General features: G+C 45.1%; 14 protein-coding genes. 1 reads left to right on the top strand and 13 read right to left on the bottom strand.

Features of this window, described 5'->3' with window-relative positions:
• Nucleotides 1-14: 14 nt before the first annotated feature.
• Together DCO16_RS05250 and DCO16_RS05245 are read right to left on the bottom strand one after the other, a co-directional pair.
• The gene (locus DCO16_RS05250) at nucleotides 15-578 is read right to left on the bottom strand and encodes a YeeE/YedE thiosulfate transporter family protein (protein WP_173942682.1); all 564 of its coding nucleotides are present in this window, start codon (nucleotides 576-578) and stop codon (nucleotides 15-17) included.
• Between the two features lies 1 nt (nucleotide 579).
• Complete coding sequence (locus tag DCO16_RS05245) at nucleotides 580-1107, bottom strand: YeeE/YedE thiosulfate transporter family protein (protein ID WP_173942681.1); 528 nt, start codon at nucleotides 1105-1107, stop codon at nucleotides 580-582.
• A 262-nt stretch (nucleotides 1108-1369) separates the two neighbouring features.
• On the opposite strand from DCO16_RS05245, the gene DCO16_RS05240 reads away from it, so the two are divergent.
• Nucleotides 1370-2026, top strand: a complete 657-nt coding sequence (locus DCO16_RS05240; protein ID WP_173942680.1) for a peroxiredoxin — start codon at nucleotides 1370-1372, stop codon at nucleotides 2024-2026.
• A gap of 89 nt (nucleotides 2027-2115) precedes the next feature.
• Here the strand turns inward: DCO16_RS05240 and DCO16_RS05235 are convergent, their stop codons facing one another.
• The 11 genes from DCO16_RS05235 to DCO16_RS05185 all read right to left on the bottom strand — a co-directional run bounded on the left by DCO16_RS05235 (nucleotide 2116) and on the right by DCO16_RS05185 (nucleotide 12590).
• Nucleotides 2116-2757 (bottom strand): hypothetical protein, encoded by a 642-nt coding sequence (locus DCO16_RS05235; protein ID WP_173942679.1) that lies wholly within the window; start codon nucleotides 2755-2757, stop codon nucleotides 2116-2118.
• Nucleotides 2758-2775: 18 nt separating this feature from the next.
• Nucleotides 2776-3396: a class I SAM-dependent methyltransferase gene (locus tag DCO16_RS05230; RefSeq protein WP_173942678.1), complete on the bottom strand. Its 621-nt coding sequence runs from the start codon at nucleotides 3394-3396 to the stop codon at nucleotides 2776-2778.
• Between the two features lie 36 nt (nucleotides 3397-3432).
• Nucleotides 3433-4641, bottom strand: coding sequence for an O-succinylhomoserine sulfhydrylase (locus DCO16_RS05225; RefSeq protein ID WP_173942677.1), 1209 nt, complete (start codon nucleotides 4639-4641; stop codon nucleotides 3433-3435).
• Nucleotides 4642-4712: 71 nt separating this feature from the next.
• Nucleotides 4713-6251, bottom strand: a complete 1539-nt coding sequence (purF, locus tag DCO16_RS05220; RefSeq protein WP_173942676.1) for an amidophosphoribosyltransferase — start codon at nucleotides 6249-6251, stop codon at nucleotides 4713-4715.
• A 4-nt stretch (nucleotides 6252-6255) separates the two neighbouring features.
• A complete protein-coding gene (locus DCO16_RS05215) occupies nucleotides 6256-6822 on the bottom strand; it encodes a CvpA family protein (RefSeq protein WP_173942675.1) in 567 nt (188 codons plus the stop codon).
• The gene (locus DCO16_RS05210; RefSeq protein WP_173942674.1) at nucleotides 6822-7610 is read right to left on the bottom strand and encodes an SPOR domain-containing protein; all 789 of its coding nucleotides are present in this window, start codon (nucleotides 7608-7610) and stop codon (nucleotides 6822-6824) included. The genes DCO16_RS05215 and DCO16_RS05210 overlap by 1 nt, the downstream gene beginning before the upstream one ends.
• 3 nt (nucleotides 7611-7613) lie before the next feature.
• On the bottom strand, nucleotides 7614-8939 hold the full coding sequence (folC, locus tag DCO16_RS05205; RefSeq protein WP_173942673.1) for a bifunctional tetrahydrofolate synthase/dihydrofolate synthase: 1326 nt from the start codon (nucleotides 8937-8939) through the stop codon (nucleotides 7614-7616).
• A 5-nt stretch (nucleotides 8940-8944) separates the two neighbouring features.
• Nucleotides 8945-9832 carry an acetyl-CoA carboxylase, carboxyltransferase subunit beta gene (accD, locus tag DCO16_RS05200; protein ID WP_173942672.1) on the bottom strand — a complete coding sequence of 296 codons (888 nt, stop codon included), beginning with the start codon at nucleotides 9830-9832 and terminating at the stop codon, nucleotides 8945-8947.
• 22 nt (nucleotides 9833-9854) lie between these two features.
• Entirely contained in the window at nucleotides 9855-10652 is a 798-nt protein-coding gene (trpA, locus tag DCO16_RS05195; protein ID WP_173942671.1) for a tryptophan synthase subunit alpha, read from the bottom strand.
• Nucleotides 10653-10692: 40 nt separating this feature from the next.
• A complete protein-coding gene (trpB, locus tag DCO16_RS05190; RefSeq protein ID WP_173942670.1) occupies nucleotides 10693-11886 on the bottom strand; it encodes a tryptophan synthase subunit beta in 1194 nt (397 codons plus the stop codon).
• A 29-nt stretch (nucleotides 11887-11915) separates the two neighbouring features.
• Entirely contained in the window at nucleotides 11916-12590 is a 675-nt protein-coding gene (locus tag DCO16_RS05185) for a phosphoribosylanthranilate isomerase (RefSeq protein WP_173942669.1), read from the bottom strand.
• Nucleotides 12591-12595: the final 5 nt, after the last annotated feature.

The following is a 12595-nucleotide window of genomic DNA, read 5'->3' as shown; positions in this document are numbered from 1 at the left end:
GAATATGATTAAATTTATTTCGAGCAAACGGTGCCACTAGAGCGCTTTTCAATCCAGCCACCAAATATAAAAATAGCTATGGCAGCTATCACCATGGCAATATTGATATAAATATCGCTTGTATTGAGCAATACCATGAGGGTATCTCCTTGGGTATATTCCCCCAAGGACGTCACACTTTCAATTACAGGATAAGCAAGAGAAAATATTACAGTTCCTAACAGCAGACCAATCAGGAAGATACCGGCATCTATACGACCGGACATTAGACCCACTATTGAAGTCCCAGGACAATAGCCACCAATTGAGAAGCCTACCCCTACCAGTGCACCGCCCAAAGCAGCAGCACCCAAAAATGCTGGGGGTACGAAAAGCTGATCTATCTGTATGTAACCTAAGTATTTCAGAGCCATCAATCCGATAGCGGTAAATACAATAGCAGTAAACATCACCTTGAAAACAGACCAATCAGTAAACCGAAATTGACCAGTCAACTTATTTGGGTTGCCAAATCCTGCCCGCTCCAATACAAAACCGAAACCAAAACCAAGCATTAATCCAGATATGATTTCATTCATTTTATTGACCTACTTTCATTAACTTTGTAGCCAGTATTCCAGCGGCAAAAAAAGTGCCTAGAAAGACAAAAGCGGCAATACTTAAAGTAGCAGCACCTGATAAACCTAGGCCACTTGTACAGCCGGCTGCAATACGTGCCCCGAAACCAGCCAACAATCCGCCCACTAAAGCGGTGATTGGACGCTTTGTACCACCAAGAAATACCTTGCCATCCAATTGAAAATATATTCGGTGTGCTAGATATGCAGATACCAATGCGCCAATAGCTACGCCAATTACTTGCCAACTAATCCATGCATCTAGCGGATAAGCATCCTCAGCCATTCCGCCTAAATAATTATTTGCCAATGTGGCAGCGGGTACAACTTGCATTCCAAGCCAAGCTGTTAGTCGTGTGGTGAAGCCTGTAGCACCAAGTCCGTGACCTGTAGATACAAAAGTGAGCAAGAGAACAAGGCCTAAGGCAAGTCCTGCTACTAGGGGATTCCAGTACGCGCTTGGTTTTATTGTGTTTTTATTCTCTTGCACAAAAGTGACTCTCTCATCAGATTTTTTACTAAAACAGTACGTTCTTATTGCCAGACAGCACCCTACTCTTCAGCTTTACAACTTAAATTGATCAAAAACAATCATTTCATAAATTAATAATATATTTATTTATATACTGTATACTACACCAAGGAAAACAAATTCTGCAAGAAAAAGATTAAATTCATTTGATCTAGATCAAAACATAGATTCTTTTGTTAACGCCTAATGAATGAACTGGTAAATTAAAAGGGACTTCAATATGTCACTCAGAATCAATGATGTTGCTCCAGATTTCACAACCGAATCAACTGCTGGAAAAATAAGCCTACATAATTGGATGGGGGATCATTACGCCATCTTGTTTTCACACCCAAAAGACTTCACTCCAGTCTGTACTACAGAATTTAGCGCTGTAGCATTGTTAGCGAAAGAATTTGTAAAGAGAAACACTTTAGTAATGGGTGTATCGGTAGATAGCGTTGAAGAACACCACAAGTGGATACGTGATATTGAGGCTACTGCTGGTGTACCGGCTAATTTTCCAATCATTGACGACAGATCACTTCAAGTTGCTAAGCTCTTCAATATGCTGCCAGCAGAGGCCTATCTTGCAGACGGTAGAACGCCTGCAGACACAGCTACTGTTCGTACTGTATTTATCATTGGACCAGATAAGAAGATTCGCTTAACAATGTCATACCCTATGTCAGTTGGGCGTAATTTTGCTGAAATATTAAGAGCGCTCGATGCAATACAAATCACGGATGGGGTGCCTATTGCTACGCCAGCAAACTGGCAACCTGGTCAGGATGTCATAGTTGGCCTAAGCCTATCTGATGAAGCAGCTAAAGCACGGTTTGGTGAAATTGACGTAAAACTACCTTACTTACGTTACGCCAAAGCGCCTAACAAATAAAAAAGATTCTGGACTCATTAAAACGTCCTCATTTGAGGGCGTTTTTTTCATCAAGCAATACACGAATTAATGATGAACCTATACCGTAGTTAGTTTGATTTCTTAAGGAAAATTTGCGCCGTCATTTTTCCGGCAAAAATCATATCGAGCTGGACTCCATCATTTCCCTGCACTACTTGGATTCCATCCTTTTCAGATGGCACTGTTTTATCTAGTATTAACAAGTCAGTAGGCCAATCAACCCTCAATTTAGCAGCCATCGGTAAATAGCCGTCAAAATACCGTCGCATCAGAGGGCCGGCATTCAGCTTAAATTGGCCGTCAGCCACCTTATCTAAGGCCTTAGATCGTAGATCAATGCAAATCGAAGCGCCCCGCTCAACATCAGTCAGAACGACTTCATTGCCCTTCACTTCTGCAGAGGCCATTTTGTCTAAACTTTGAATCGCGATGGCTTGTATTCGGCTTGGATTAAAAACAATCACTACTTTACGTATGGGATCGAGCTGACGATGACAGGTAGCGATTTCAACGCTACCACTTTCTAGGCTTGCCGGCGTGATCTTGACCCGAGACTCATATGAGTAGGCGCCTGGATCTGGCCTCACTTTGAGGTACTTGATCTCTCCTTCAGCAGCAATGTCAGAAAAATCTAAAGCGGATACAGGCACGCTAAATATTAACGCGACTAGAATAAAGACCGCTTGTAAAAAAGCATTAGATATTTTCATAATTGATCTTGATATCACTTAAAGTTTTTTCGCCGTTAGTCCCAATAAGGCTGACATCCCACTATGCCTCGCACCCTCAGATAATTCTTTTTCGTATGAGCGCAAGTCTAAGACCGAAAATTTTTTTGCAAGCTCTTGAATCATGTCTTCCGTATAGAGATGCTCGATCAATGAAGGGCCTCCCGTTTTGTAGTCTAACTGCTTAGGGGTGTATCCCTGCAGGATAAATATTCCACCCGGCTTTAGAGTCTCATGTACTTGTTTAAAAATTCTGGTGCGCATCTCTGGGTCAGCAAACTGAATAAATATGCCAATCACGGCATCATAGGTATTTGGGACCCACTTGAAACTATCGGTATCACACAGGCTGTATTGAATGGTGACCTGATGATCATGTGCAAGCTGTTTTGCTTTAAGCAGCGCAATATCTGAAACATCAAAGCCTGTCACCTTCATGCCCTGCTTTGCAAGCCATACTCCGTTACGACCTTCGCCGTCAGCAATACAGAGGACTTGATTGCCAGCTTGAAGATAAGTAGAGGCTTGCTCTACTAGATACTCATTGGGCTCTGTGCCAAAGATAAATTCGGGTTTATCAAAGCGTTGATTCCAGAACTGGGTAGCATCGGCAAAGCTCATTTGTTCCATCGCCTTAATCTGGCAAACCAAAAAGATTTATTTCTTGAAACCAGCTATTAAATCATTCTTAAGGTCAGCAATATTCTCTAAGCCTACCGCAATACGTACTAAGCCATCGGTAATACCAGCAGCTTTGCGAGCCTCTGGGCTGACTCTACAGTGGGTTGTAGTAGCAGGATGGGTAATGGTAGTACGCGTATCGCCTAAATTAGCCGTGATTGAGCAGAGCTTGGTCTGATTGATTAACTTAAATGCAGCCTTCTTGCCACCTTTCAGAGTGAAAGACAGAATGGCACCACCTGCTTTTTGTTGACGCTGAGCTAAGGCATATTGAGGATGCGATTTAAGGCCAGGATAATAAACACGCTCAATTCCCGCTTGCTTTTCTAACCACTGTGCAATTGCTAAAGCATTTTGACTTTGTTGCTTCATACGCAACTCAAGAGTCTCTAAACCTTTTAGAAATACCCAGGCGTTAAAGGCAGAAAGTGTTGGCCCTGCTGTTCTCACATAAGGGAATACTTTACCCATAATAAAATCTTTACTACCAACTATAGCGCCACCAACTACGCGGCCCTGCCCATCCAAATACTTTGTTGCCGAATGAATAATCACATCTGCACCTAATGCAAGCGGTCTTTGTAAGGCTGGCGTACAAAAACAGTTATCTACAGCAAACAAAGCTTTTGCTTTTTTTGCAATCTTAGCAATCGCTTTGATATCTGCGATTTCTGTTAATGGATTTGACGGCGTCTCCAAATAAAACATTTTGGTGTTTTCTTGAACGGCCTCTTGCCATGCCTTGGCATCACACAAATCAACATAGGTCGTTGTAATATCAAAGCGACCTAAAATACTGCTAAACAATTGGATCGTTGCACCAAATACGGAGCGTGAACAGACGACATGATCACCCGCCTGAAGATGAGACATTGACATAGCCAAAATGGCGGCCATGCCTGAAGAAGTCGCAATACAAGCTTCACCACCCTCCAAGGCAGCGAGTCGATCCTGAAACATACTTACTGTCGGATTGGTAAAGCGTGAATAAATGAAGCCTTGATCTGCATGGGCAAATCCATCAGCGGCTGATTCAGCACTGTCAAAACAAAAGCTCGATGTTAGGAACATCGCTTCCGAATGCTCCTGATATTCTGCAGTACGGCGAGTCCCAGCACGGACCGCTAGGGTCTCTAGTGCCAGCTTTGAGAAATCAGGTTTTTGGCGTATCGGTTTGCTCTTCATACCGCTATTTTGACACCGAAATGAAGAATTACCCCGAATCAGAAAATCAGGGGTAATTCTAACGTTGCTTTTTAGTCTTCCGTAGCTAAATGCAGGTGGAGCTGCGAACGGGCAAAGTCGCTGGAATCACGCTGGCGATCTGCCTGTGCTTCGGTAGTATTGCGAGCAGCCTCCAAGGCATCCAAATAGGACTCATTAATATCGCCAGTAACGTAATGGCCATCAAAGCATGAGGCTTCAAAATGCTGGATATTGGGATTGATATCTCTCACTGCTTGTTTCATATCCTCCACACTTTGATAAATCAGTTGATCTGCGCCGATCATCTTATTGATTTCTTCATCTGTACGGCCATAAGCCACCAACTCGCTACGCGTAGGCATATCGATTCCATAGACATTCGGAAAGCGCACAGGAGGCGCAGCAGATGCAAAAATGACTTTTTTAGCACCAGATTCTCTGGCCATCTGCACGATTTCAAAAGAAGTAGTACCCCGCACAATCGAGTCGTCCACAATTAGCACAGTTTTATCTTTGAACTCAATTCGCATGGCATTGAGTTTCTGGCGTACGGATTTTCTCCGGACAGCCTGTCCCGGCATGATGAATGTTCTACCGATATAGCGATTCTTAAAGAAACCTTCTCGATAATCTACTCCTAAACGCTTCGCAACTTGCATAGCTGCAGGTCGACTAGAGTCCGGAATCGGCATAACGACATCAATCTCTGCAGCATTGGTTTCTTTACGAATTTTCTCAGCAAGATAATCACCCATGCGCATCCGCACGTTATAGACAGTCACACCGTCAATCGTAGAGTCAGGACGCGCCATATAGACATACTCAAAAATACAGGGCGTCAATACAGCGTCAGCAACACATTGACGAGCAGAAAAATTTCCGTCTAAATCAATATAAATAGCTTCACCAGGATTTACATCGCGTACAAATGTAAAACCCAAGCCTTCCAGTGCTACAGATTCAGAGGCTACCATCCATTCTGGACCTTTGGCGGTATCCATGCGCCCTATACATAAAGGACGAATACCAAAAGGATCACGAAAAGCTAATAAACCATATCCTGCAATCAAGGAGACGACAGCATAAGAGCCTTTAACACGCTTCGCTAGCTGAGTCACTGCATTGAACATTGCGCCTTCATCTAAGGCAGCACTATTAGTTTCTTTTTGTAGCTCATCCGCCAAGACATTCAGCAATACTTCCGTATCTGAACTCGTGTTGATATGACGGCGATCACGATAGGCCATTTCAACACGTAAACTCGCAGCATTAGTGAGATTCCCGTTATGAGCCAAAATAATGCCGTAAGGTGCACTCACATAAAAAGGTTGAGCCTCTTCTTCACTACTTGCAGAACCCGCTGTGGGATAGCGCACTTGACCAATGCCTGCACTACCAACGAGGCTACGCATGTTTCGGGTTCTAAATACATCTCGAACAAGCCCGTTGGCTTTATGCATAGTGAACGAATTGCCATTCATGGTTGCCATGCCAGCAGCATCTTGACCGCGATGCTGTAAAAGCAACAAAGCGTCATATATCAATTGATTCACTTGGGAGTGGGAAACTGTTCCGACGACGCCGCACATAAGCCTATGTCCCTATGGTTAATGAAGGTGTAATGGTAGGGGTAATCTTAGGCATTGCATCACCTAATTTTTTTGCCCAGTCGGCAGGTAGCCAGCCTTTAATGAATCCAGTTGCCATTTCGATAGCGGGTCGAGTAATTGCTTTTTGCCAAGCAACACTCTGCGGAATGGGTGTGAGAGCAGCTAGTGTTGCTAGCACGACCACAACTAAAACACCACGCACTAAACCAAAAGCTAAACCTAGAAAACGATCGGCCATACTTAATCCAGCAGAGGTAATTACTTTTTGAATAGCATTGCCAATAAAGCCGCAAATGATTAAGGTTGTGATAAAGAGAATGAGGAAGCTTACGCCCAGACTTAATAATTCATCCAAATTAAAAGTCGATAGCCACTCTGTAGATAGATAGGCGGTGTAGTGATAGGCAACCCAAGCAGCTACAAACCATGAAGCCAGTGCTAGCACCTCTTTAAACAACCCTCTTGAAATGCCGACCAAAGCGGAAACTAACAACACTACTAGGGTGAAATAATCCACCGTAGTTAAATGCAGGGTGGATAAGAATTCCATTACGGCGCTCCGACCTCAACGAGGCGTGGCGATAAACCCATGTCTTTCACCTTCTTCTCAGCAGCCTCAGCAGTGTCTTTATCGGTAAATGGACCTGCCCTCAAAACATAGAGCTTGGTGCCATCACTACCTGTTTTATTAATCACGTAGTTTGGAATTTTTTGATCTTTCATTTTCGTAATCCAACCCTTGGCTCGCTCTTCTGAAGCGAATGCGCCAATTTGAATCACAAATTTTCCAGAACCCATTTTTTTAGGGATCTCTTCATTAGTTACTTTTGCATTATTTGCGGCCACAATTTCTTCGCCTACCGCTAAGCCTAATGCGCCATTTTTAGCAATCGGGGCCATTGGCTTTGGATCTTGCTTTGCCTCTGACTTTAATTCCGACTTCAGTTCTGGGACAGCTAATGCGGACTCCTTTGCTTTTGCTGGGATATCAGGAGAGGGATTCAGCTTTACTTCCTCTTGTACTGGCGGCAATCCAGCATTAGGCGCAGGCAGACTGGTAACAATATTGATTGCAATATCATTATTGATCGACTTGGGCTGACTATCGAGAATTCTGGGTAATCCAACAACCGCAATCAGCACGATAACACCAGCACCAATCAGACGATGCCGAGCGCGTTGCTTTTCAGGATCTTCTGTAAATGCCAGCTCATCACTTTCTTGGGTGCGCTGAAAACTACGAGGACTCATTTTTGGGGGGCGGCGAGCACTCACTGAGGCTCTACTGAAGTCTTCAGTGTCAGAGTTTCGCTTAAAAAGCTTCGATAAACGAATCATGGATCAATGCGCCTGTTTGTTTCGATAAGCCAATACGCCGGCTACGGTATAAAAGGATCCGAAGACAACAATTCTATCACCCTCACCGGCCTGAGACAGGGCTTTTTGATAAGCTGTGGCTGGATCTGAGAAACACACAATTCCACCCTCTTTTCCCTTTTTAGTGGCAACGCCCAAGCTCTCAAGCTTTTGGGCAATAGATTGAGCGTTTGCCGCCCTAGGGGTTGGTAAATCTGTACAGAACCAGAAATCAACGCTAGATAAAAGAGGCTTCAGGACGCCGGTAATGTCTTTATCTGCCATAGCGCCAAATACAGCATAGGTATAGGGATGAAAACCCATCTTATCCAAGCCCTGACCAAGGGTTGCAGCAGCATGGGGGTTGTGTGCGACATCCAACACTACGGTTGGTTGGCCGGGCAACACCTGAAAGCGCCCTGGGAGTTCTACCAAGGCAAAGCCATTACGTATATCTTGGGCACTTACTGGCAAGCGTGAGTGCAAAGCCATGAGGGCCGCAATCACAGCCGAAGCATTCAAAATCTGATTGGCGCCTCGTAAAGCGGGATACCCTAAACCACTAAAGCGCTTTTGACGTCCAGCCCAGCCCCACTGCTGCTTATCACCTTGAAAGTTGTAATCACGACCCGACAGCCACAGATCACAAGCTAATTTTTCAGCATAATCAATCAGGGGTTGTGGTGGTACCGGATCACCGCAAATAGCGATTCGGCCTGGACGGAATATACCCGCCTTCTCAAGACTAATTGCTTCTCGCGTATCACCCAAGAAGTCTGCATGATCGATATCGATACTCGTCACAATAGCGCAGTCAGCATCCACAATATTGACAGCATCTAAGCGGCCACCCATGCCGACTTCTAGAATGACTGCATCCATTTTCGCCTGAGCAAAAAGGTGCATGATCGCTAAAGTCGTGAATTCAAAATAAGTAAGTGTGGGTGCATCATCCAGACTCACCCGAGCGTTTTCTACCGCAGTAAAGTGCTCCAGCAAAAGGATATCGTTGACATCCTGCCCATTAATACGAGCACGCTCATTAAAAGATAAAAGATGAGGAGAGGTATGGCAAGCTACCTTATATCCAGATGCAAGCAGAATGCTTTCCAAAAAAGCACAAGTAGAACCCTTGCCATTAGTGCCAGCAACAGTAATCACTGGGCAATGGAAATTAAGACCTAAGGCATCTTTAACACGATCGATACGATCTATGCCCATATCAATACCGACTGGGTGCGCAGTCTCGAGGTGGCTGAGCCAAGCCGCTAAGCTAGAAAAAAGAATGGGGGGCTGTTGAGCTGTTTTCAAGCGCTTTAAACGGCTGCGCCACCCGCAGTCGCAGGCTCAGGTAGTTGCTGGAGCAAAGCCAACAAACGCGCAATCTCTCCGCGTATTTGACGTCGATCCACAATCATATCAATGCCACCCTTTTGCATGAGAAATTCAGAGCGCTGAAAGCCTTCTGGTAATTTCTCACGAACGGTTTGCTCAATCACGCGTGGACCAGCAAATCCAATCAAAGCCTTTGGCTCTGCCATCACAACATCACCCATAAATGCAAAGCTTGCAGAAATGCCGCCCATTGTAGGGTCTGTCAACACACTAATGTAAGGCAAGCCTTTTTTAGATAGTAACGTCAGCATCGAATTTGTTTTTGCCATCTGAAAAAGTGACAGTAAGCTTTCCTGCATACGGGCACCGCCCGTTGCAGTGATGCAAATAAAAGCGCACTTCTTGGCAATAGCTTCTTGGACTCCACGAGCAAACCGCTCACCTACTACTGAACCCATGGAGCCGCCCATATATTGAAACTCGAAACACGCAGTCACTACAGGTATATTTTCAATCTTTCCACCCATCACAATCAAGGCCTCGGATTCACCCGATGCATCATTTGCCTCTTTAATTCGATCCGTATATTTTTTAGAATCCTTAAATTTAAGCGGATCCATCGGATAGATATCCGCGCCAATCTCATAGCGATCCTTAGGATCAAGCAAACTATCAAGGCGTTGACGTGCACCAATACGCATATGGTGACTACATTTGGGGCATACAGAAAGATTCGCTTCAATATCCGTGCTGTAGAGAACAGTTTCACAGCTAGGGCATTTAACCCACAAACCCTCTGGCACTGATTTACGGTTCGCAGGATCCGTATGTTGAATTTGGGGAGGTAGTAATTTATCGATCCAGCTCATCTATTCTTAACTATCCAGTACTTTAACTATCTAAGGCAACACGAATTTCACGCATAAAGGTTTCGAGTGATTGTACCGCCTGGCCCGGGGGAGCCTCCTCTAAAAGTCGAATAATTCGACTGCCAATGACTACTGCATCTGCTGTTTTAGATACTGTACGCGCACTTTGTGCATCATGGATGCCAAAACCAACCGCAATCGGAATACTGCTTACCTCACGAATTTTAGGGATATTACTGGCAACATCTTCGGTATTTAGGTTCGATGCACCAGTCACACCGCGCATAGAAACATAATAAATATATCCAGCCGCTATTTTGGCTGCTTCGTGAATGCGTGCTGTTGAGGAAGTAGGTGCTAATAAGAAGATGGGGTCTACACCAGCAACCCGCATACGCGCAGCAAAATCAACGCACTCTTCTGGCGGGTAATCCACAATCAACACACCATCAACACCTGCAGCTTTTGCTTCCGTTGCAAAACGTTCTGCTCCCATCTGCTCCACGGGATTGGCATAGCCCATCAAGACAACCGGAGTATGCATATCTGCTTTACGGAATTCTTTCACCATCTCTAGGCAGCCATGCAAAGTGACGCCTTGCATAAGTGCTCTCTCTGATGAACGCTGAATTACTGGGCCATCTGCCATGGGATCAGAAAAAGGCACACCTAATTCGATGACATTAGCGCCGCCCCGAACTAAAGCATGCATTAGTTCAACAGTCAGACCTGGGTCAGGATCACCAGCAGTAATAAAGGGAATTAATCCTTTTTTCCCACTGGCTTTTAATTCTTGAAAAATAGCAGTAATTTTTGACATAACAATCGGTAGTAAATTTTTATATTCTTAAAGCAGCGTATTAGCCTTCAGAGCCAGTAGCTTGAGCAACGGTATGCATGTCTTTATCACCTCGACCCGATAAATTGATCAAAATAGTTTTATCTTTAGCTAGGGTCGGGGCTAATTTACAAGCGTAGGCAATCGCATGTGAAGACTCGAGGGCGGGAATAATGCCTTCGATGCGACAGCAATCGTGGAAGGCTTTTAACGCCTCTTCATCAGTGATCGCTGCATACTCAGCGCGGCCAGAATCTTTGAGCCAAGCATGCTCTGGACCAACACCGGGATAGTCCATACCAGCAGAGACCGAATGAGTTTCGGAAATCTGACCATTCTCATCTTGTAGTAAATAAGTGCGATTACCATGCAGTACTCCAGGCTTACCAACGCACAGCGCTGCAGAATGTAAGCCACTCATAAGCCCATGACCAGCGGCCTCAACACCAACCAACTTCACCTCAGGATAATCAATATAGGGGTAGAAGATGCCCATTGCATTAGAACCTCCTCCAACACAGGCCATCACGTAATCCGGTTGACGTCCTGTGAGCTCAGGCATTTGAACTTTGCACTCTTCCCCAATGACACTTTGAAAATCTCTCACCATCATGGGGTATGGATGCGGACCAGCAACCGTGCCAATAATGTAAAAGGTGTCGTCAACATTGGTGACCCAGTCGCGCATTGCTTCGTTTAAGGCATCCTTCAGAGTCTTTGTACCAGATTCAACTGGTACTACTTTTGCACCTAATAATTTCATACGAAATACATTCTGTGCTTGACGTGCCACATCAACTGAGCCTTGGTAGACCGTGCAATCTAAACCAAAGCGAGCACAAATTGTGGCAGTTGCGACACCATGCTGCCCTGCTCCTGTCTCAGCAATAATGCGCGGCTTGCCCATACGTCTCGCTAACATAGCTTGACCAATCACGTTATTAATTTTGTGAGCGCCAGTATGATTTAAATCTTCCCGTTTAAGGTAAATCTGTGCACCGCCTAGCATTTCGCTCCAGCGCTTAGCGTGATACACCGGCGATGGTCTACCAACAAAATGCTTTAGCTCGTAGTGGAACTCTTCTAAAAATTCAGGATCATATTGATACTTTGCATAAGCAGCTTTCAGCTCATCTAATGCAAACATCAATGTTTCAGAAACAAACACACCGCCGTAAGGACCGAAGTGTCCACGAGAATCTGGCTTATCGTACATAAATACCTCTTTGATTATTTAAAGCAATATTAAGGTGATGAGGCAGCATCGGCTGCACGTACTGCTTGAATAAACTCTCTCATCAAGACGTGGTCTTTTACACCCTTGCTGATTTCTACGCCACTAGAGACGTCAACCGCGCAGGGATGCAGACGAGCAATGGCGTCGGCCACGTTGTGCACGTTCAATCCACCACTCAAAACGACCTGAGGCGCGTTTGCGCTTATCCATGCTTGCGGTATTCCTTGCCAATCAAAAGGAATGCCCCCTCCTCCATAGCCCTCAACCAGGGCATCGAGCAAAAAGGCATTTGCTTGCCTATATTGTAGGGAAAAATCGTCAAATGCGAACTGAGCACCCACACGTGCCGCTTTTATCCAGGGCTGACCAGCAGCAAGCCGTTGACAGTCATCTGGGGTCTCATCCCCATGAAATTGCCACAAAGTAATGGGAGCCACAGCCCGAATCGCCTCAAATTGAGCATTCGAAGCATTGACAACAAGCCCGACAGCATCAACCCCTGCTGGAAGCCTGGAAATCAAGGAGGCGGCAATTGCCGGACTAACAAACCTGGGGCTTGGTGGGTAAAACACGAAGCCGATCGCATCTACCCCTGAGGCAACAGCGGCATCAGTATCTTCAGGCGACATTAACCCACAGATTTTGACTCTGGTATGACCTGGGGAGTAGTGAAGTAAGCCCATATGCT

Origin of the sequence: Polynucleobacter antarcticus (genome assembly GCF_013307245.1) — a bacterium.
GTDB classification, from domain to species: domain Bacteria; phylum Pseudomonadota; class Gammaproteobacteria; order Burkholderiales; family Burkholderiaceae; genus Polynucleobacter; species Polynucleobacter antarcticus.
Note: the sequence above shows the minus strand (reverse complement) of the source record. Positions and strands in the feature narration are given on the sequence as shown.